The sequence below is a fragment of the Lysinibacillus zambalensis genome, from assembly GCF_040183165.1.
GTDB lineage: Bacteria > Bacillota > Bacilli > Bacillales_A > Planococcaceae > Lysinibacillus > Lysinibacillus zambalensis.
Genome location: NZ_JBEGDG010000012.1, coordinates 14,528 through 34,789 on the forward strand (window position 1 = coordinate 14,528; position 20,262 = coordinate 34,789).

20 protein-coding genes are annotated in these 20,262 nt (G+C 39.5%); 4 read left to right on the forward strand and 16 right to left on the reverse strand.

The genetic code is table 11. The features are described from left to right. Window positions 1-25: 25 nt before the first annotated feature. Entirely contained in the window at window positions 26-859 is an 834-nt protein-coding gene (locus ABNX05_RS15895; RefSeq protein WP_349660711.1) for a flagellin N-terminal helical domain-containing protein, read from the reverse strand. Window positions 860-1,306: 447 nt separating this feature from the next. Then, a complete protein-coding gene (locus tag ABNX05_RS15900) occupies window positions 1,307-1,780 on the reverse strand; it encodes a transcriptional regulator (protein WP_197139708.1) in 474 nt (157 codons plus the stop codon). A gap of 198 nt (window positions 1,781-1,978) precedes the next feature. Between ABNX05_RS15900 and ABNX05_RS15905 the strand changes: the two genes are divergently transcribed. Both ABNX05_RS15905 and ABNX05_RS15910 read left to right on the forward strand, forming a co-directional pair. Then, window positions 1,979-3,553, forward strand: a complete 1,575-nt coding sequence (locus ABNX05_RS15905) for a hypothetical protein (protein WP_349660614.1) — start codon at window positions 1,979-1,981, stop codon at window positions 3,551-3,553. Then, window positions 3,550-6,312: a DEAD/DEAH box helicase gene (locus tag ABNX05_RS15910; RefSeq protein ID WP_349660615.1), complete on the forward strand. Its 2,763-nt coding sequence runs from the start codon at window positions 3,550-3,552 to the stop codon at window positions 6,310-6,312. The genes ABNX05_RS15905 and ABNX05_RS15910 overlap by 4 nt, the downstream gene beginning before the upstream one ends. A 251-nt stretch (window positions 6,313-6,563) precedes the next feature. Here the strand turns inward: ABNX05_RS15910 and ABNX05_RS15915 are convergent, their stop codons facing one another. Then, a complete protein-coding gene (locus tag ABNX05_RS15915) occupies window positions 6,564-6,995 on the reverse strand; it encodes a single-stranded DNA-binding protein (RefSeq protein WP_349660616.1) in 432 nt (143 codons plus the stop codon). Between the two features lie 309 nt (window positions 6,996-7,304). Between ABNX05_RS15915 and ABNX05_RS15920 the strand changes: the two genes are divergently transcribed. Next, window positions 7,305-7,730: a YwpF family protein gene (locus ABNX05_RS15920; protein WP_079559428.1), complete on the forward strand. Its 426-nt coding sequence runs from the start codon at window positions 7,305-7,307 to the stop codon at window positions 7,728-7,730. 103 nt (window positions 7,731-7,833) lie between these two features. Further along, window positions 7,834-8,814, forward strand: coding sequence for a nuclease-related domain-containing protein (locus tag ABNX05_RS15925; protein ID WP_349660617.1), 981 nt, complete (start codon window positions 7,834-7,836; stop codon window positions 8,812-8,814). A 733-nt stretch (window positions 8,815-9,547) separates the two neighbouring features. Here ABNX05_RS15925 and ABNX05_RS15930 read toward each other — a convergent pair. From ABNX05_RS15930 to ABNX05_RS15990, 13 genes are all read right to left on the reverse strand, one after another. Further along, the gene (locus ABNX05_RS15930; RefSeq protein ID WP_349660618.1) at window positions 9,548-9,901 is read right to left on the reverse strand and encodes a hypothetical protein; all 354 of its coding nucleotides are present in this window, start codon (window positions 9,899-9,901) and stop codon (window positions 9,548-9,550) included. A 110-nt stretch (window positions 9,902-10,011) separates the two neighbouring features. After that, window positions 10,012-10,395 carry a hypothetical protein gene (locus ABNX05_RS15935; RefSeq protein ID WP_349660619.1) on the reverse strand — a complete coding sequence of 128 codons (384 nt, stop codon included), beginning with the start codon at window positions 10,393-10,395 and terminating at the stop codon, window positions 10,012-10,014. A gap of 188 nt (window positions 10,396-10,583) precedes the next feature. Continuing rightward, window positions 10,584-11,027, reverse strand: a complete 444-nt coding sequence (gene fabZ, locus ABNX05_RS15940) for a 3-hydroxyacyl-ACP dehydratase FabZ (RefSeq protein WP_079559425.1) — start codon at window positions 11,025-11,027, stop codon at window positions 10,584-10,586. 277 nt (window positions 11,028-11,304) lie between these two features. After that, complete coding sequence (locus ABNX05_RS15945; RefSeq protein WP_197139693.1) at window positions 11,305-11,589, reverse strand: DNA-directed RNA polymerase subunit beta; 285 nt, start codon at window positions 11,587-11,589, stop codon at window positions 11,305-11,307. Window positions 11,590-11,636: 47 nt separating this feature from the next. Continuing rightward, window positions 11,637-12,476 (reverse strand): flagellar hook-basal body protein, encoded by an 840-nt coding sequence (locus ABNX05_RS15950; protein WP_349660620.1) that lies wholly within the window; start codon window positions 12,474-12,476, stop codon window positions 11,637-11,639. Between the two features lie 24 nt (window positions 12,477-12,500). After that, complete coding sequence (locus tag ABNX05_RS15955; RefSeq protein ID WP_349660621.1) at window positions 12,501-13,334, reverse strand: flagellar hook-basal body protein; 834 nt, start codon at window positions 13,332-13,334, stop codon at window positions 12,501-12,503. A gap of 21 nt (window positions 13,335-13,355) precedes the next feature. Then, window positions 13,356-14,351 (reverse strand): rod shape-determining protein, encoded by a 996-nt coding sequence (locus ABNX05_RS15960; RefSeq protein WP_079559421.1) that lies wholly within the window; start codon window positions 14,349-14,351, stop codon window positions 13,356-13,358. Window positions 14,352-15,025: 674 nt separating this feature from the next. Continuing rightward, complete coding sequence (locus tag ABNX05_RS15965; RefSeq protein ID WP_079559420.1) at window positions 15,026-15,286, reverse strand: sporulation transcriptional regulator SpoIIID; 261 nt, start codon at window positions 15,284-15,286, stop codon at window positions 15,026-15,028. Between the two features lie 290 nt (window positions 15,287-15,576). Further along, the gene (locus tag ABNX05_RS15970; protein WP_349660622.1) at window positions 15,577-16,242 is read right to left on the reverse strand and encodes a peptidoglycan DD-metalloendopeptidase family protein; all 666 of its coding nucleotides are present in this window, start codon (window positions 16,240-16,242) and stop codon (window positions 15,577-15,579) included. A 37-nt stretch (window positions 16,243-16,279) separates the two neighbouring features. Beyond that, window positions 16,280-17,215 (reverse strand): stage II sporulation protein D, encoded by a 936-nt coding sequence (gene spoIID, locus ABNX05_RS15975; protein WP_432760153.1) that lies wholly within the window; start codon window positions 17,213-17,215, stop codon window positions 16,280-16,282. Window positions 17,216-17,835: 620 nt separating this feature from the next. Continuing rightward, window positions 17,836-19,149, reverse strand: a complete 1,314-nt coding sequence (gene murA, locus ABNX05_RS15980; RefSeq protein WP_349660624.1) for a UDP-N-acetylglucosamine 1-carboxyvinyltransferase — start codon at window positions 19,147-19,149, stop codon at window positions 17,836-17,838. A gap of 378 nt (window positions 19,150-19,527) precedes the next feature. Next, on the reverse strand, window positions 19,528-19,767 hold the full coding sequence (locus ABNX05_RS15985; RefSeq protein ID WP_349660625.1) for a DUF1146 family protein: 240 nt from the start codon (window positions 19,765-19,767) through the stop codon (window positions 19,528-19,530). An 86-nt stretch (window positions 19,768-19,853) separates the two neighbouring features. Continuing rightward, on the reverse strand, window positions 19,854-20,261 hold the full coding sequence (locus ABNX05_RS15990) for a F0F1 ATP synthase subunit epsilon (protein WP_079559415.1): 408 nt from the start codon (window positions 20,259-20,261) through the stop codon (window positions 19,854-19,856). Window position 20,262 lies beyond the last annotated feature (1 nt).

The window sequence follows — 20,262 nt, forward strand, 5'->3', positions numbered from 1 at the left end:
GAATTTCAATAAAAATTGAAATTCATCATTTTTTTTGGAACTCTAACAATTTTAAAATGGATTGAGCCTGTTGCATATGCATCGCTAGTACATATTGACTTGCCTGCATTAGAATTTGGGCCTTCACCATATTCATCATTTCTTTAGCGATATCTGCATCACGAATGCGAGACTCCGCATCTTGTAAATTTTCTGCCGTGTTTACGTTCGCATTATAAGCATGCTCTAGACGATTTTGATAGGCACCTAGTCTTGAGCGCTCGCTTGATACACGCTTTAAAGCCTCGTCCATTGAGGAAATAGCTTTATCGGCATCCTCACGAGTTGCAATAGATGACGTATCGTCCAAGCCCAATGCTCCAGCACCCATATCGTTAATAAACAGCTCGATACTTTGACCTGAGTTAGCACCTGCCTGAATTTTAATACCATTTGTAGCATGATCCCCATTTAGCAATGTCTTCGTATTAAACTCCGTATCCTTCGAGATGCGCTGAATTTCTTTTTTTAACTCCTGATATTCTAAATCAAGATTCTTCCGATCACTATCCGTTAATGTGTCGTTGGCAGCCTCGACTGCGAGCTCACGCATACGCTGAACCATATCATGTACTTCATTTAGTGCTCCCTCAGCTGTTTGAACAAGTGAAATACCGTCCTGAATATTCTTCGCAGACATGTTCAAACCACGAATTTGCGCCCGCATTTTTTCAGAAATCGCAAGTCCCGCTGGATCATCAGCAGCACTATTAATACGGTACCCAGAAGAAATTCGAAGCATTGCCTTACTCATTGCCCCGTAATGTCTATTCATATTATTTAAAATGGACATCCCCGTTGCTGACCACTTCCCAATCATCATTTCACCACCCCCTATTGATAAGTATATCGGTCTTTGTGACATTCTCTTTAACTCATTTTGGTAATCGTTTCTAATTTAGTAAGCCCTATATAGTAATAGCTTCTCATCCGCTTTTATGATTTCGACTTTAGACCCATATCGATTTTACGTTGGCGCAATTGTGCCCGGCTTTAGGGCAACAGTGGTTTTTGTGCGAAAGCGTAGTGTTAACGTAGCGACAGCAAAAGTGGTTTTTGTGCGAAATCTTACTATCAGCAACTAGATAGCTTTTGGCGAAAGCGTAGCGACAGCATGATGTTGGTTTCTAAGGCGTTTTGAAGTTCTTAGCCTGTGTTTCCCTATTTCAGCAGGAACCTCATCACCTTCAGAGGTGGAAGTCTTTCTGAAGATAAAAGCACCCACTTCTCTTAAATAGAAAGGGTGCTTACATAAAATACCGTGTATTCAATTTTCGAAACCTCCGAGTTGATGGTTCTTCTGTTGTAGTAGTTCAAAAAAGAGATCTTTATTATGATCTAGTAATGCCTGGTCGATTAAATAATCAATGTTTTTCTGCTCCAATTCTGTAATGAGCTGATCTACTTCGCCAACAGTCACTGAAGATACAAGTGGTAACTGAGGCTTCGGCGTAGCGCTTTCAAGAATTGGTGCTAGATGATCATGAACATTTGTAATTAATAATAATTGATATAATGGCAATCGGATAAAACGATTCCCTTTCTGGAAAACAAACACCTCAGATATATTTTCAATTTGCTGTGTATTCAAGTTGATAATCATCTCTTTACCTTCAATGGGAATGAAATGGAAAATCTCATTCTCTTTTAATATAGAGAAATATTGATAAGCAAATACTAGACGCAGTTTATCTCCAGTAATCTTCGTATAAAATGGCTTCATATATTGAACTTGCATCATCCTTCATCCCTCCCTATTTATCTGATTATTCAGATTTTAACACAAATAAATTATCTTGTTAACTATCTTCTCCTTGATTTTTTTCTTTCAAATCATTCGGCTTATCATGAACGCATTTTAATCGTATAATGGAAGGACAGTCTTTTTTTCTTTATACTTACATGCCCACTAGCTATACATTTTGAAAGGAGTGAGGTTATGGCATTGTCTATTGCCCAATTAGCTAAGGAACACCAAGAATTTATCCTTGCCAAATTACAGGAAGCTGAACAGGCGTTACATCCTTCCTCTACTGAAGACGAAGAGCTAGTGCGTCGTGCTGTTTTTTCAGTGCGGAACAAATCAGTTGTCTTTGAACGTTTTAATGGAGCAAGTTCTATATTATATGCAAGCGTACAGGATGTCAGACCTGCTTCTGTAGAAATTGATTTTGCCAAAGAGGAGTTGAGCTGTAACTGTCCTCAGCTAAAATGGTGCAGACATCAAGTTGGCGCATTGCTTGCCCTCTATCAGTATTTTGATTCTGTGCAAAATTGGTCAAGCGCTTGGCGTGCGCAAAAATCAGTGCAATTAAAATCATTAGCAGAAGAACGAAGTCCAGAAAGCTGGAAATTGATGGTTGATGAAGTCATGAAACGTTTATTACCACCTGGGCGTATTTTAGAAGGGTATAGCCTTTCTGCTATACGGACAGATGCACTGGAGCGACTTCAACGGCATATGCCGTTTGAGCGTGAGTGGCAGCCACTTTATAAGCTTTTTATGGAGCTATCGATCTTTAATACAATATGGCGTCATTTAAATGAGACAAAAGGACATTCGTTAGATTCTCCTTATATGAAATATTTTATTGATCAAAGTGTCCAATCATTCGAAAGTATTTTGACCGAACTAACGGGCCGATCACGACTTTTTGCCACTGACCCATTCTATGATGCGATTCAGGAATTAGTTAGGAAGTTTTTATTGGAACGACAAGGATTGTTTGCGGAGCGACTACAAATTTATATGCTGCTTTGGGCAGTACTTTTTTATGAAAAGCCACGACGCGAACAGGAATTAGCACTTATCAATAACCTTGAAAATCCTTCATCTGAGATTTCTTTGCAGTCCTTACAACTGCTATTTTATGTACTGCTACAAAAAGAAAGTTTAATACAAGAAAGAATTGCTCATATTGATGTACAACAAATGCAGGACCTTTTTGAACTAGCTACCTTTGCAAAACGTGCTGGTGAATCACTTGCACAAGCCATTATTTTACGTGCGATGCTACCATTTACCGAAGTCTTTTTACAGCAAACTGTGCCAGTTGTAAAGCGAGCTCAATACGTACGTCAATTCCAGCTTTTATACGAAGACATACAGCTTACAGAGGAAGAGGAAGCTACATTATATAGTGCATTTGGTGTTTACGGGCTTCAGCCGTTTTCGTTCTTTCTTATTAAAAAAGGACGTTATCGTGATTGGGCAGCCCTTCATCAGCTAAACCTCTCCTCCCTTTCCTATTTAGAAATGTGTGGATTAAAGGATGTGCTTCAAGTTGCTCCTGCAACAGTATTGCCCTTATATCATCTATATGCTATGGCTGAAATTACACAAAAATCTCGTCTGAACTATAAGCAGGCTGTACGAATTTGGAAAAGTATGCGCAGTGCAGCAAAGCGTGCTGGTAAAACTGCTTATTTCGAAACATATATGCAAACCATTCGTGCAGAGTATAAACGACTCCGTGCATTACAAGAAGAAATTGAGAAAGGAAACTTAGTATGATGACTATAAATGCTCCTTCCCCGTTTTCAAAAAAATTACAGCTTCGGATTCATGCTGCACAGGAAGGATATTTTACGTTACAGGGATTTACTGCTGATGGTGCAGCAATGGACGCAGACTCACTCATTTCTTCATTATTTTTTAACTATGAAGCGAATGTCTATGGGATATTAACCAATCGTTCAGAGCTTACTATTGAGGTTTCAACTTCTGAGCTCCTTGATATTTTTTCACAGCGTTATCTACACCCTTTTATTGAATGGCAAGGTGTAAACACAGAAAGTCAGGTGTTGCTAGAAAAAGCATCTTCTTTACAAACGTATTGGCAGGAGCCATCGCTCTGGTCACATGCAGTTATTGCAGATGATTTTTCTTCACTAACATTCCCTCTGGACGGTGTTGAAACAGCTTTATTAGAAACAGCCGTGCAGCAAAAACTGGCTCAAGCAGGTCTATTACTGTCTGATTTACCAAAACTAGTACCATTTTTCTTGCGTGGTGGCTGGCCATTAGACCAGGAACGACAAGCAGGTACAGTTAAAGTCTCCCTACGCTTAAGTGAGCCTGAGGAAGATTCAGATGTGTGGCTTTTAGAAACAGTACTGAGCACGGCTACAGCTAAGAACTACTGGACACCTGCTATGCGAAAGCAATCACTACCAATCGCTGATGCTCTACCAGCAAAATGGGAAATGTATGCTGAAGCTATTGAACAACAACAAGGTCAAATTGTAGATCTTCTTTCTATCGAAGATGTAAGTAACGATATTTTCATCCGTATTATGCTTGAAGATTTACAAGTTCGAACATTTTTACGTGAAGATTTAGCAAGATTACAGGCACTCGGCTTTGACGTTGTATTACCGGCTTGGCTTAAAGATTTAAAACAGTCAAAAATGCGTGTTCGTGTAAGTACTGGCAATGTATCGACAAAGAAGGTTGCTGGACTAGATGATATCTTAACATTCAAATGGCAGTTTTCTATGAACGGACAGTCCATTTCACCTGAGCAATTTAAAAAGCTTGTGGAAGAGAAACGCGAATTCATTCGTATAGGTACTGAATGGTTTAGAGTCGATGCAAACTGGATGCAAGAGATGCGTACATTGATGCAGCAAGCAGAAGATGAAAGCTGGACTGTTCGCGAATTACTATTTCGTGAGCTACCAGAGGATTTATCCTTACCTCTTGAAGAAGAGGATGCCGATGATGAAATGCGGGATGACCCGATTTTTGCATTTGAATTGCAACAATCGCTTAAATCCTATATGGAACAGCTTCAAGAGAAAAAAGGACTTCCTACAGTACCCGTTCCTACACCTTTACAGGCTGAATTACGACCTTATCAGCATGAAGGCTTCGAATGGCTTGTCTTCATGCGCGAACAAGGCTTTGGTGCGTGTCTAGCGGATGATATGGGCCTTGGTAAAACGGTTCAGCTTATTTCATATTTGCTTTATCTTTATGAATCAACTGAGGATACAAAGCCAGCCATCATTATTTGTCCTACTTCAGTGTTAGGCAACTGGCAAAAGGAACTTGCCCGTTTTGCTCCTTCCTTGATTGTGCATACGCATTATCAGGCGAATCGAGCAAAGGAGGATGCTTTTAAACAGCTAGTAGAAAGAGAAAAACCACATGTGATTTTATCTACTTACGGCACCGTATCTCAGGATGCTGAGTTTTTACAGGAAGTAAACTGGGCAACGGTTGTACTGGATGAAGCTCAAAATATTAAAAATATGCAAACGCTCCAATCAAGAGCTATTCGTAAATTAAATGGTAAGCATCATATTGCTTTAACAGGTACACCGGTGGAAAACCGTTTATCTGAGCTATGGGCAATTTTTGACTTTATCCATAAAGGCTATTTAGGTAGCTTCGGTCGCTTTAACGAAGAGTTTATTTTACCAGTAGAACGAGATGAGTCTGAGTCACATAAACAGAAGTTACGTACAAAAATTCAACCGTTTTTACTTCGTCGTACAAAACGTGATCCACACTTACAGCTTAACTTACCAGATAAACAAGAGTCTCATGATTATTGCCCATTAACAACTGAGCAAGCCTCTCTATATGAAGGATATATATTAGAGACGCTCGATCAGCTCGAGCAATTAACAGGCTTTCAAAAAAAGGGACGCGTCTTAAAGATGCTCAGTAAGCTAAAGCAATTATGTAATCATCCTGCCTTGTATTTAAAAGAACCTTTCGAGGATGCAGAATCAATGCTGACTCGTTCTACGAAATTAGAACGTATCGTGCAAATGGCTACAGAAATTGTGGACAACGGCGAGCAATGCCTCATTTTCACTCAATATATTGGAATGGGACAATTACTACAGCATTGTTTTAGTGAACTATATAATATTGATGCACCGTTCTTAACAGGTGCCATGCCTAAGCAGCAGCGTGACCGCTTAGTTGAGGCTTTTCAGGCAGGAGATTTCCCAATATTTATCCTTTCCTTAAAAGCAGGTGGAACAGGGCTAAATTTAACAGCTGCAAATCATGTATTACACGCAGATCGCTGGTGGAATCCAGCTGTTGAAAATCAAGCGACAGACCGTGCATATCGAATTGGTCAAACACAATTTGTGCAAGTGCATAAGTTTGTGACTATTGGTACGATTGAAGAAAAAATCGATAAAATGCTAGCTCAGAAATCTGCATTATCAGAAGAACTAATTCAATCAAGCAAATGGTTAACTGAATTAGAAGATGATGAACTTCGTGATTTAATGACGCTCGATTTTTAAAGATTTATATATGTGCGCCAAGAGCAAAACGTTCTTGGCGCTCTTTTTTTTTCAGCGGACATTGCTGTTACTTCTTCCCTACTTACTTCATATTAATATTTAGTTGTGTTTAAGGCTCATTGCTGAGCGGTCTTCAGCAATGAACTACGTTATTTGAAAGGTATACATCATTCCTCTCTAAATTGATTACGGTGCAAGTATAGAAGGAAAATGGCGGATCAGACAGCTTGTACTTGCCCCGTATGTACCATTTAGGACTGCGATACTACTGGTAATTGTACTTCTACCTCAGGTAGTACAAAATCGGTTAAGCCGTCCTGCTCATCAGTTGGCTTTGGCAATACAATAGCCCCATCACGATCCCTTGGCTTAAGCTGATAAAATCGGACATCTTCTACGACTACTTCTGTTATAAAAACCTTTGTGCTATTTTCATTTAAAAATGATCTTGATTGAATACGACCATTCGCCCCAATTAATGAGCCTTTTCCGCAATATTTGACGATATGCTCTGCCAGCCTTCCCCAAACTGAACAAAGAATAAAGTCAGCATCCACTTCCCCACGACTGTTTTTGTAATTGCGATTAATGGCTAGTGAAAAATGTGTTTGCACGCGGTTTTCAGATAGGTGTCGTAACACTGGATCCTTTGTTAACCTTCCGACCAGTCCGACTTGGTTCATTGATTCACCTCCTTTGCTGTTGATTGCTCTCATCATACAAAAATTAATTCAGCATTGGCAAAAGTCGATTTTTATCATTTCCTTCAGTTTTTAATCATAAATTGGGTAAATTGAGGCTTTTACTTTTCTAGTATTGAATGATTTTTTGAGCTGAATGCTTTACCCTGTAGTTGCAAATGCTAATTGTTGAAATATGCAATTTCGCAGTTTTTATTCAATGCGCAAAAAACTGCATGGACCCTTCCATAAACAGGGCTAATTGAATATGTTATACTAAAAAGGATGACCGACTTAGGAGGATATTACATAATGAAAACATTTAAGATGCTTTCCTTTGACCTTGTCACAAAAGAGGGCAAGCAACCTTTCCCTTTAGTCGATGGTATTATTATTAACCAGGAAAATAGCCATCAATCTTGGATTCTTGAGCTGTTTATGGACCGACAATATCGTTCAACTTTTGATGAACTTTTAGCGAATGCTACTGTCTTTAATGTACGTGCAGTTATTTCATTTCCAGATAATGAGCCTGCTCCTTTCCAGGTTGCCGTACATACAGTTCAAGAAATTGGCGAGCACATCTCTGTCCTGTTAAAAGGGAAGCTCAAGATAAAACGCTCGAAATATGCCGAACAATTGCTCGCCGAATTGCTAGCTGAGGGTGTCACTTTAGATAAGTTATTGGACCGCTTCTCACACGATATGAAAGAACGACCAAAACTAAAAAATGATTGAACTTCATTTAACGATGCAAATGTATTTGCATCGTTATTTTTTATTGGACAGGTATAAATTTTAAGGTACAATACGATGTAAAAATTAGAGGAGGTAACTATACTTGACTATTGCTATTAGGAAAAAGCCCGTAAAATTACTGTGGCTTGAGGCTTTAAAGCGGCGGTTGTTCGATGAGGACCCTGATTTTGATTATTATAATGAGCAATTTCGACGATTCGATGCCGGCTTTGCTGGTGAAAGGAGAGTTGACCGTGAATGGCTTGAATTAATATGTTCCTATACTTTTTTAGTATTACATAATTTAATTCTGATGAATACGGCACAGCATTCACATCAACTCGATACACTCTTCATTTGCCAGAATTTTATGCTAGTAATTGAAATTAAAAATATTAACGGACGCCTTGATTTTGACGAAACTACTCATCAGTGTATTCGTACAAAGCCAGATGGTACTGTTGAAGGATTTCCAAATGCACTTACTCAGACCCAACGACATATGCAATTTCTTAAAGTTATTTGCCAAAACTATTCTCTCCCCATCGAGGGCGCAGTTGTTATTTCCAACCCCTCCGCTATCATAGCAAGTCATCCAAACACAATCCCTATTTTCCATGTTTCAGGACTTCACAAACATCTTCAATCCCTATTTAAAAAATATACACAAACTATTTTAAGCGAAGAACAGCTAACACAAATTGCTCAACAACTTCTCAGTCTACATCAGCCATCGAAAATTCCGGCTTCTCTTGATTCTTCACGATTCCGACAAGGCGTGCTTTGTCCAAAATGCCAATACAAATCCCAAATGCATTTTGCTCGTGGGATTTGGAAATGTTCATACTGCCACTATGCAAGCGAAGAAATTTTCGCTGAAGCCTTACAAGATTATCGATACTTAGTTGGACCGACCATTACCAACAAACAGTTACGAGAATTTTTCAATATTCATTCCAGTGATGCTGCCAATCGTTTACTTAGAAAATTTCAATTTCCCTATACAGGTTCTTATAAAAATCGCGTTTACCAATTACCTGAGAATTTGGTGGACTATATGAAGCCGTTTTTCAGCTCTTCTTGAGGGGGTACGTGTGGGAGAGTGGCTTTGCTTCCACTTTGTGGGGATTTCTTATCTTTCGCGGGGGATTGTTTCTCCTCCGCGGGATTTACTCCTTCCGCGGGTATTTGCTTCCCTTCCGCGGGTATTTCCTCCCCTTCCGCGGGTATTTGCTTCCCTTCCGCGGGTATTTCCTCCTTACGCGGGTATTCGCTTCCCTTCCGCGGGTATTTGCTCCCCTTCCGCGGGTATTCACGTCCCTTCCGCGGGTATTTCCTCCCCTTCCGCGGGTATTCGCTTCTCTTCCGCGGGTATTTGCTCCCCTTCCGCGGGTATTCGCTTCTCTTCCGCGGGTATTCGCTTCTCTTCCGCGGGTATTCGCTCCCCTTCCGCGGGTATTCGCTCCTCTTCCGCGGGTATTTGCTTCCCTTCCGCGGGTATTCACGTCCCTTCCGCGGGATTTACTCCTTCCGCGGGTATTTGCTTCCCTTCCGCGGGTATTCACGTCTCTTCCGCGGGTATTTGCTCCCCTTCCGCGGGTATTCACTCCTTCCGCGGGTATTCACGTCCCTTCCGCGGGTATTCGCTCCTCTTTCGCGGGTATTCGCTCCTCTTCCGCGGGTATTCGCTTCCCTTCCGCGGGTATTCAAATTAAGCCCATATAATTGTGTAAAAAGAAAAAGATCACACACCCTTCATCAAAGCGATTTGAAATAAAAAAAGAGTGTTCCATTGGTTGGAAACACTCCTTTTCAAATTATCGCGTAACTTTCTCTTCAACGATCTTTTCTTTAACTTCACCAGTAGTATTTGTTCCTGGTGTCGTTGTTGTACCTGGTGTTACAGTACCTGGTGTTGTTGTTGTACCTGGTGTTGTAGATTCTGGAAGAATATTGTTACGGTTAGCATCATTAACGTCACGATCGTAATCGCCGTTTCGTGATGGATCTAATGCGTCTTCTACTCTGTCAGCTCCTCGGCGAACGTCGTTCTTAACGTCATTGTTAACGTTGTTATCCGCTGGTCTATCTTCTACAGCTCTATTTCCCCAGTTACAACCTCCAAGGAATAATGCAGCAAGAATAATTGCCAAAAATGACATTCTCCACATATGAAAAAACCTCCTTCCTCCGGTGCTATGTCATCAAATACAAATGTATGTATTTGTGATCCTACATAGATTGCCCGGGAAAGGAGGGAACTATCCGATTTTTTTACAAACTATTTTTGTTTTTCTTTTAACAATTGTTCAATGTATGCTGCTTCTGCTTTACAGTTGTAGCTATAACTTGTACCTAGCTCTTTTTGCAAGGCCTCAATTGTTTCAATTTGTTTAGCTGTTGGTTCTTCATTTAAAATTTTTGCAATTACTTCGTCGATTTTCTGCGCCATCTCTTCATGGAATTCAGTATTCATCAAAACATCTGCTGGGATTTTTTCGATCCATGCGGCATTTTCTTGAAAATAAGTTTGCCAGCTAGCAATGAAGTCTTCCATAGAAAAACGCTCCTCTTTCCAATCAATACTTGCTAAGTATGATTCAAAAGATGTTGAAATCGAACGCGTAATGCTAATTTTAACACCTGAAGACAATTCCTTATACATCTATATAATCCTCCTACGTTTAAAAACAAAACTACATGTATTATTCACAATCACATATAGCGCCATTGCATTTTTATAAAATACCGTAATACCTTTAATTGTACTCCCTCTAATAAACTATTAGAAGATTAACAGTTAAGACAATTTTCGATATAATTATTTTAAATCTTTTAGCCTATAATTGCAAATTACACCTGTTTTGGTTGTGCAGGTCCAATAGCGAATAAAATATCCGCTTCACATACTAGTTCCCCATCAACTGTCGCCACACCGTGACCTTTGCCCATAACTCCACGTAGTTTCACGAACTCTACTTCTAATCGAAGTTGATCTCCCGGTACTACTTGTCGCTTGAAACGACAGTTATCAATACCCGTCAAGAAAGCTAGACGACCTTTGAATTCCTCTGCGTTTAATAATGCTACGCCACCAACTTGTGCTAGTGCCTCTACAATTAAAACCCCAGGCATTACTGGATAGCCAGGGAAATGTCCATTAAAAAAGTCCTCGTTCATAGAGACATTTTTTAAACCGACTGCACGCTTACCTTCTTCTAATTCAACGATACGATCAACGAATAAAAAAGGATAACGATGTGGTAAAATTGCTTGAATTTGTTCTGCTGTTAACATTTCTTTTCCCCCTTGAATGCTTAATATCAATTTCGCCTTGGCGTAATTGCCGCTGTCGCTTCGCTTTCGCGCAGAAAACATTTGCCGCTGTCGCTTCGCTTTCGCGCAGAAAACATTTGCCGCTGTCGCTTAGCTTTCGCTACAGATAAACAAAGTGTCCGGATTTTGAATGGTGCCTAAAAAATTATGTAACATCCGCCGGAGACTATAATCTTCATTCAGTAAATAAACCATTACATAAATAATTATGTAAAACAAAGTATGGTAAAGAATATTATTATTCTTTACCATTCATAATATCAAATATATGCTGCCATGTTTCTGGTTTGAAAACGTCCATGGCTTTACCTTGTCCAATTACACTATAGCCAATTATTGTACCTAAAATTGCGGCAACAACAACTAAGATGATAATAAGTACAACGCGTAGCCAAATCGGAATCAGCCGTATTTGCACCCATCGAACCTCTCGTTGCTCTCCATTTGAGCCGTGTTCCTTCTCTTCTGGTGGCGTATCGGTTTCTTTTGTTTGCATAGAACCTCGACTTGAATCGTTTGTCATAAATTGTACTCCTCTTCATTCCTTACTAAACAGTAATTATGGATTTACTATCGAATACCATTAATGAGCCCAAGCATTTGATCTGCTAAAGTGACAGTTCTTGCATTGAATTGATAAGAACGCTGTGTTTGAATTAAATCCGTCATTTCCTTTGAAAGATTTACATTCGACATTTCTAGCACACCGTTCTGCATACCAATTTGCTGACGATTTGCACCTTGTAAATTAGTGACAACTTCAGCTTGCGTATATCCTAACTGAGCTAGGTTATTCGGCAATCCAACATAGGATCCAGAAATGTCCTCCATAAGCTGTGGCTTTTGGAACTCTGTCACCCCTACATTAGTACGAATAAAATCTCCATTTGGATATGATGCCTCTAATACGCCCCCATCACGAATCGCGAAACTTTTTACATTATCCGGTAATGTAATAGCTTGCCCGTTTTCGTTTGCCAATGGATATCCATCTGCAGTTACAACCATTACTGTTCCATTATTTAATGGTGATAAATAAAAGTCACCTTGACGAGTATACACTGTTTTTGTGCCATTTTCACCATCTGGCATTAAAATATTGAAATATTGTTTTGCTTTTGTAAAAGCTAAATCAAGATCTCGACTTGTTGTTTGTAGAGAACCTTGTTTTTGATTAGATTGGATTTGTCCAAGCATTGCACCTGAACCGTAACGGATACCCACAGGTGATTGTCGATCAGCACGATCTTGCTTGTCATTGTTAAATTGCTGATAAAGCAATTCATTAAATGTAGCTTCTTTTGATTTATAGCCCTGTGTATTGCTATTGGCAATGTTATTACTAATTGTATCTAGTCTGTTTTGTAATTGCCCCATTGTGTTTGTTGCAGTCATCATTGTACGTAGCATGATCAAACGCCTCCTGTTCGCCTATTAAACTTTCCCGATTTCATTAGCAGCTTTTTCCATACTGCGATCATAAGCTTGTAACACTTTTTGGTTAGCCTCGAAAGCGCGATATGCTGTCATTAAATCGGTCATTGTGCGACTAGAATCAACGTTTGAGCCCTCTAGATAATTTTGACGCAGTGTAAAGGATACGCCATTGGCACCGTAAGCTGTCGGTAAGTTCTCACCGTTTTCTGTTCGAATTAAACCATTATCCTGTTTACGTAGCATGTTCGGATTCGTTGCATATGATACGCCAACACGAGCTACTTGCTGATCATTAACATAAATTGCTCCGTTCTCATCTAAGCGGAAATCATCATTCGGTAGCTGAATGCGTTGGCCTCTGTCTGATAACACATACAGTCCTTGTGGATTTACTAAATAGCCTTGACCATCTAATGTGAAATTCCCGTTTCGTGTATATGCTTCTCCGCCTTCTGGATGTGCTAAACGGAAGAAAATAGATCCGGTAGTACCATCTGCATTTTGCGGTAAGTTTCCATCGATCAAAGCCATATCTGTCGTGAAATCAGTGCTATAGATTTGGCCTTGTATGTAATTTGGCAATGTTTCTTGCATATAAATCCCTGTATTTAATGCGCCAACTTGGCTCATATATTGAGAACCCGCTTGCTGATTAGCAGGTGCATTCGTTTTTCCTACACTTGACATGAGCATGTCAGGAAATGACCGAATTGTTGATTGGTCTGCTTTAAATCCTGGTGTATTCGCATTTGATAAATTATTACTTAGCAATTCTGTTCGTCTTTGTTGTGCAATCATACCAGTTGCAACTGTATAAAACCCTTTAAACAAAGGACTCACCTCATTATCTTTTTATAAGGATGCGGGAACTCGATCAATATTTTCAAGCATAATTCCTGTACCAATTGCTACACAATCCATAGGTTGTTCAGCAATGAACACAGGTACCTTTAATTCTTCGATTAATAGTTGGTCCATACCGTGTAGTAAAGCACCACCGCCAGTAATAATGACCCCACGATCAATAATATCAGCTGATAACTCTGGTGGCGTTTTTTCTAATACATTTTTTGCAGATTGAACAATCATAGCAACCGATTCATGTAAGGCACGTTCAATCTCTTCAGAATGAATTGTTATTGTACGCGGTAAACCTGTCACCATGTCTCGACCACGAATATCCATTGAATCGTTTCGGCTACCTTTAAAGACTGTACCGATTGTAATTTTAATGGCTTCTGCAGTACGTTCACCAATTAGTAATTTGTATTCTTTTTTAATATATTGCAAAATATCATTATCAAAAATGTCTCCGGCTACCTTAATGGACTCACTCGTTACAATATCACCCATTGATAAGACTGCAACATCTGTTGTTCCGCCGCCAATATCGACTACCATATTGCCGCTAGGTTGGAATATATCCATGCCTGCACCGATTGCAGCCACTTTTGGTTCTTCTTCTAAGTATACTTTTTTTCCACCTGATTTTTCTGCGGCTTCACGGATAGCCTTTTGCTCAACACTAGTAATGTTCGTTGGACAGCAAATTAAAATACGTGGCTTAGCTAAAAATCCTTTTACATTTAACTTATTGATGAAATGTCTTAGCATGGCTTCTGTAACGTCAAAATCCGCAATGACCCCATCTCGTAGTGGGCGAATTGCAGTAATGTTACCAGGCGTACGACCTACCATTTGGCGAGCCTCTTCCCCCACAGCTAATACTTTATTTGTTTTTTTATCAATCGCCACAACAGATGGTTCATTTAAGACGATTCCTTTACCTTTAACGTGTATTAATACGTTCGCAGTTCCTAAGTCAATGCCAATATCTTTCGAAAACATTTTATAATTTCTCCTTCCCGCCATTTCCAACTACAAAAACGTTCATTTTTATCTGTTTATCTAGAATATTCTATCACAACCTATTGGTAATTTCACCTAATTTTAGTGAATAGAACTTCATTCCTTTTAATTATATGAACACTTCATGAAAAGAAGAAATTGTTAAACAATTTTTTCAAGGTCCATCATCAAATAGTTTAAAATGTAATTTTTTAATAAACGTTATGTGAATAGGTTGATTGAAGTGGAGACTGGGTGACTCCTTGGGAATTAGCGTCACAGATGAGACCCTGCAGCGAGCAACGCGAGTGAAGCGGGTAGAGGAACGAAGGCTAAAAGCATCACGTCCTGTGATAACGCCTTCGTGACCAACATCCTGTTGCCCCGACGCCCCCAGGAAGCTTTGCTCTGCGCGAAAGCGTAGTGCTAACGTAGCAGCAGCAATTGTTTTAACTGTGCGAAAGCGTAGCGGCAGCAACAACAAATGTTTTTAACTGTGCGAAAGCGTAGCGACAGCAACAACAAATGTTTTTAACTGTGCGAAAGCGTAGCGACAGCAACAACAAAGCGCCCAGTTGGAACGGGAAATCAACCCCTCGTTATTGTGAGCAGCTATTTATGAGGAAATGGAAATATGTATCTAGCTTGTCCTTTGCATTTAAAAAAAGAACGAATCATTCATGACTCGCTCTTTCTTTCCACTTGTTTTTCGTTGCCTCTCCTCCGCGAATATGACGTACGGCCTTATGGTAGGCGAGTATTTCCTTTACTTGCTCAGCTAATCCTTCATGAATTGTTGGCAGTCGCTCTGTTAAATCTTTATGCACCGTACTTTTTGAATAACCTGTCATTTTCGCGAGGACACGCACAGTCTCACGCGTCTCAATCAATAATTCACCGAGGCGTATACAGCGCTTCCGAATGTGCTCGTGCACGTTCTTCGTCCTTTCCACACAAATTCACAAATGGCGTTGGCATCAGATGCACGTCTGCGCATTTCTTCACATTATGTGAGGACAAAGCTGTTCAGAACACATTTTACATTTTCACGATAAAATACTGATTTTTTATGCATTTTTTAGTATTCGTTTCTCACATAGAAAATGATCATTTTCATTGTTTAGAAGAAAACAAAATGGCCTATTATCAATTATACCTCGGCATAATTGATAATAGGCACGTTGTTGGGCATAAATTCCTCTATTTCAGCAGCCGCTGAAGTAGGTTAAAAGCCTAGTAATTTTTTCGGATTAATATATTTTCCGTTTTCAAGTACTTCGAAATGCAAGTGAATGCCAGCTGCTTGGTTCCACTCATTGTCAGTCGCTTTTCCTAGAGCTTGACCTTGTGTTACCTCATCGCCTTCTTTGACAGCAATGTCTTTTACAGAGCTATACTGTGTTTCCTTACCATTTGCGTGCTCGATCACAATTTTATTACCTGTAAATGCGTCAAGCTTTACTTGTTTTACTTTACCGCTTAAAGCAGCAAGTACTTCGAATTCTTCACCATTCATAGAAAGAGAAATACCAGAAGATGTCGTAAATGTTTGATTAAATACCATTAGTGCTTTTTCACGTGACTCAGCATTTGCCTCTACATCATAAAACTCTTGTGAAACTTGAATTTTATTAAGATTTGCTTCCTTGAACGGGTACTTCATATTTTCTGTTCTTGCATTGGTTTCAACTACAGGACCTGAATCTACTTCTGCTACTTCTGGTAATGGAGCCTCTTCTACTTTTGATACAAGACTATTGTAACCAAGTAGTATACCTGCTAGCATTAGAGCTCCACCAGCGTAAACAGCTGGCCAAAACCATGGTTTCTTCTGTAATTGAACTTTTTCATCTTGATTTTGAGAAGTTTTACTATTTTTATCCTCTCTCATTTTCATCACCTCTAGTTGCAGTGTGAACAACTAGAAGTTATTTTAAACATGCATCTATCTTTTTTATCTCAATATCTTGATAATAGTAGTGTAAAATTTCGGCAGCAGTTTTCCCATCGCTTGCCATAGCATCTGCCCCATATTGACTCATCCCTACCCCATGCCCGTATCCTTTCGTGCTCACCAACACTTTTCCAGCAGTGGAATTATATGAGATTTTAAAGTCTGTTGATGCTATTCCCAAAAGTGTTCGAACCTCTCGCCCTGACCATATATTCTTCCCTAACTGCATGCGCTCAACACGTCCTGAATCATTTAAAAAGAACTGTACACGGTTGAAATCATTTGCCTGCCATTTAACAGGCCACAATGCATTCCACTCAGCCAATGTCCATTCTTTCATCGCTGCAAACTTTGGTGATGATTGATCCGTATTACTCGCGACGCTTTGTAAATAGGGTACATCATTGCCACTAAAACCGTAGGCACTTTCTGTTTTCCCATTACTAGTAGAGTGAAACATTGCCGTAATTAATTCATTATTATATAGAAGAACTTGTCCTTTCGTTTCGTTAATCGCCTCGACAATTTTCTTTTCATTCCCCGGGAAATTGCTAGTCCAATTCTCTTTTCTTTGTTCCTTATTGTAAAAAACTTGTCTAGCAACAGTAGGAGCGATAGCTATTTTACCGTAATTTGTCGATTTCAACGCGTAAGTTCTCGCAGCAATAGCCTGTGCCTTTAAAGCTTCTTTTTTAAATGAAACAGGCATTTCTGCAGCTACCACACCAGTCACATACGTTTCTAAAGGGATTTTCTCCGGTTGTCCCTCCACTTCTATGAAGATTTCACAAGCTTGTTCTGTTGTTGCAGGCGCATCCTCAACCGTACGTCTCTCACCAAATGCCACAGGAAGCATATATAATGCTCCAGTCAAACAAATTATGCCTATACTCATTATCCATTTTTTCATAAGGAATAATATGCTGAAACTTTTCAAAATATGCGATTGAGGGCTCTCATAAAAATCTCTTATCACCATAATGTGAAGTTGATTTCCGTTCCGGCTGGGCGCTTTGTTGTTGCTGTCGCTACGCTTTCGCACAGTTAAAACAATTGCTGCCGCTACGTTACCACTACGCTTTCGCACAGAAAACACCCGCTTCGCTCCAGGGTCTCGGGCCAACAGATGTTTTTTGCGCGAAAGCGAAGCGGCAGCAGAGGGTTTTGGTTCTGTTTGTGCGAAAGCGCAGCGACAGCAACAGCACGATGTTGGTCACGAAGGCGTTATCACAGGATGTGATGCTTTTAGCCTTCGTTCCTCTATCGCTAATCCCCAAGGAGTCGCCCAGCCTCCACTCCAATCAACTTATAACTTGACATACGTTTTAGAAACGCTAAATAGCAACTAACATCCTCTTAAATGGTAGAAATACTCTTCTTTTAGCAGATACATTGTCACCGTTAAGACAGGTTTAGTCCTCTTTCCATCTAATGATTACTAAAAAATCTTCCTGCTTTACTATCGTCAGCTTGGATTAAACTATAAAGAAAAAAACCCTTTGCTCTTAAGCAAAGGGTTGGGAAATCTATTTAGTTTGTTGGTAATTCTACAGTTGTTTTTTCTTCAACGATAACGTCCTCTACTGGTACACGTTCAATTTGTGCGCCAAGTGAAGCCAATTTGCCGTGGAAATCAACATAACCACGATCTAAGTGATGAAGTTTTGTAACTCTAGTCACACCTTCAGATACAAGGCCAGCTAAAATTAGTGCAGCCGCAGCTCGTAAATCAGTCGCCATTACTTCAGCACCCTGAAGATCTATTGGCCCTTCGATAAACACAGAACGTCCTTCTATTTTAGCGCCGGCATTCATGCGACGGAACTCCTCAACATGCATAAAACGATTTTCAAAAACCGTTTCCGTAATAATACTCGTACCTTCAGCAGTTAACATCAAGGCCATCATTTGAGATTGCATATCTGTTGGGAAGCCTGGATGTGGCATAGTTTTAATATCAACAGCTTTTAATGGTTTAGGAGCGCGTACGCGGATTCCTTCATCTAGCTCAGTGATTTCTACACCCATTTCACGCATCTTTGCAATTAATGCTGTCATATGCTCAGGAACCGCATTTTCAATCGTTACATCACCTTTTGTAATTGCTGCTGCAACCATAAATGTACCAGCTTCAATACGGTCAGGAATAATCTGATGCTCTGTTCCATATAATGTATCGACTCCTTCAATACGAATTGTATTCGTACCTGCTCCGATAACACGACCACCCATATTATTAATGAAGTTTGCAAGATCTACAATTTCAGGCTCTTTCGCTGCATTTTCAATTACAGTCGTTCCTTGCGCTAACGCTGCAGCAGTCATGATATTTTCAGTTGCCCCAACGCTAGGGAAGTCCAAATACACATTTGCGCCTTTTAAACGTCCATCTGCCTTTGCCTCTACAAAACCATGACCAAACGAGATTTTTGCTCCCATAGCCTCAAAGCCCTTTAAATGTAACTCAATTGGACGAGAACCGATTGCACAGCCCCCAGGTAAAGCAACACGAGCATAACCATTTCGAGCAAGTAAAGAACCCATCACTAAAATCGATGCACGCATTTTACTTACATATTCAAATTGAGCTTCACTAGAAAGTTCTTTTGTTGTGTCGATATATACTGTATTATCCTCAGGTATATATGTAACAGCCGCATTTAGACTTTTTAGTACTTCATTTATAGTAAAGACGTCTGCTAAGTTAGGGACTTCCTTAATTACATTTTCTCCTTTAGAAGCAAGTAAAGCTGCTGCTAGGATTGGTAACACCGCATTTTTTGCGCCCTCTACGCGTACTTTCCCCTGTAGCTGTTGGCCGCCAGTCACTATTATTTTTTCCACCCTATGTCCCTCCGAATTCAATCTATTAACCTATCAAAATTTTATTTTAAAAAGAAGTATAATGTCATAATCAGTAAACAAACAACTTTATAGTACAACTTTTCTTACGCTCGTTCAAGCGTCCAAATCACTATTTTACGTCATTTTTTAATATTTTGCTATTTATTTATTGTACGCATGATTTTTTTTTTTGTGAATGACCAATAACATGGAAGATAAGCGTAAATTTTTAATATATACCCAAAGATTTGTGAACAAAAACCGAAATCTCACAAATTTCTTTTATTACATATTTCAAAGGACCACATAAATTATTTTATAAAGCCCTGTGAAATATGTAGATTCAACAGCTAACATATAAAAAGTAGTAAGGGCCTCTTAAAATAAATACGGAAGCTTCCCAGACCAATTTGAAAATTGGAGAAAGAAATTTGAAACGGCTGATCCTATTGCCACACTTAATAAAATATAAATTAATTGGACTTGAAATACTTTATTCTTCTTAAAAAGCTTTTCTAACATAAACGCTTGTAGTGCATAAAAGGTAATAGCGATAAAAAATATGTGCGATAAAATACCTATTAAAGCTTCCTGCCCTACTGCCCTATATAATTCCATGTTGTTCCTCCATATTCCTTCCTCTAACCACTGTGGAATAATGTTAAAAAACGGACAGATGTTGAATCTGCCCGTTAAAATTTGAATTAGATATTACCCTCATGAACGTTGATACGATTCAACGCACGTTTTAATGCTAGGTCAGCACGTTTGAAATCAATGTTATCTTGTTTATCTTGAAGACGTCCTTCAGCACGTTTAACGGCTTCTTTAGCACGTTTAACATCGATGCTTTCAGCAATTTCAGCAGATGGCGCTAAAATTGAGATTTTTTCAGGGCGAACTTCAATAAAACCACCGCTTAAAGCTACAAGTTCAGTTGAACCGTCTTCTTTTTTAAGCTTCACTGCACCAATTGCAAGTGGAGCGACCATAGGAATATGGCCTGCAAGAACACCGATTTCTCCTGAAGTTGTTTTTGCGATTACCATTGATACTTCAGAATCGTATACTGGGCCGTCGGGAGTGACAATATTGACTTGAACTGTCTTCATA

Bases quoted from the DNA above. Each gene is read 5' to 3' on its own strand.
- ABNX05_RS15895 (WP_349660711.1), bottom strand. From the start codon at position 859: ATGATTGGGAAGTGGTCAGCAACGGGGATGTCCATTTTAAATAATATG.
- ABNX05_RS15900 (WP_197139708.1), bottom strand. From the start codon at position 1,780: ATGATGCAAGTTCAATATATGAAGCCATTTTATACGAAGATTACTGGA.
- ABNX05_RS15905 (WP_349660614.1), top strand. From the start codon at position 1,979: ATGGCATTGTCTATTGCCCAATTAGCTAAGGAACACCAAGAATTTATC.
- ABNX05_RS15910 (WP_349660615.1), top strand. From the start codon at position 3,550: ATGATGACTATAAATGCTCCTTCCCCGTTTTCAAAAAAATTACAGCTT.
- ABNX05_RS15915 (WP_349660616.1), bottom strand. From the start codon at position 6,995: ATGAACCAAGTCGGACTGGTCGGAAGGTTAACAAAGGATCCAGTGTTA.
- ABNX05_RS15920 (WP_079559428.1), top strand. From the start codon at position 7,305: ATGAAAACATTTAAGATGCTTTCCTTTGACCTTGTCACAAAAGAGGGC.
- ABNX05_RS15930 (WP_349660618.1), bottom strand. From the start codon at position 9,901: ATGTGGAGAATGTCATTTTTGGCAATTATTCTTGCTGCATTATTCCTT.
- ABNX05_RS15935 (WP_349660619.1), bottom strand. From the start codon at position 10,395: ATGTATAAGGAATTGTCTTCAGGTGTTAAAATTAGCATTACGCGTTCG.
- fabZ (WP_079559425.1), bottom strand. From the start codon at position 11,027: ATGTTAACAGCAGAACAAATTCAAGCAATTTTACCACATCGTTATCCT.
- ABNX05_RS15945 (WP_197139693.1), bottom strand. From the start codon at position 11,589: ATGACAAACGATTCAAGTCGAGGTTCTATGCAAACAAAAGAAACCGAT.
- ABNX05_RS15950 (WP_349660620.1), bottom strand. From the start codon at position 12,476: ATGCTACGTACAATGATGACTGCAACAAACACAATGGGGCAATTACAA.
- ABNX05_RS15960 (WP_079559421.1), bottom strand. From the start codon at position 14,351: ATGTTTTCGAAAGATATTGGCATTGACTTAGGAACTGCGAACGTATTA.
- ABNX05_RS15970 (WP_349660622.1), bottom strand. From the start codon at position 16,242: ATGAGAGAGGATAAAAATAGTAAAACTTCTCAAAATCAAGATGAAAAA.
- spoIID (WP_432760153.1), bottom strand. From the start codon at position 17,215: ATGAAAAAATGGATAATGAGTATAGGCATAATTTGTTTGACTGGAGCA.
- ABNX05_RS15985 (WP_349660625.1), bottom strand. From the start codon at position 19,767: ATGGAATTATATAGGGCAGTAGGGCAGGAAGCTTTAATAGGTATTTTA.
- ABNX05_RS15990 (WP_079559415.1), bottom strand. From the start codon at position 20,261: ATGAAGACAGTTCAAGTCAATATTGTCACTCCCGACGGCCCAGTATAC.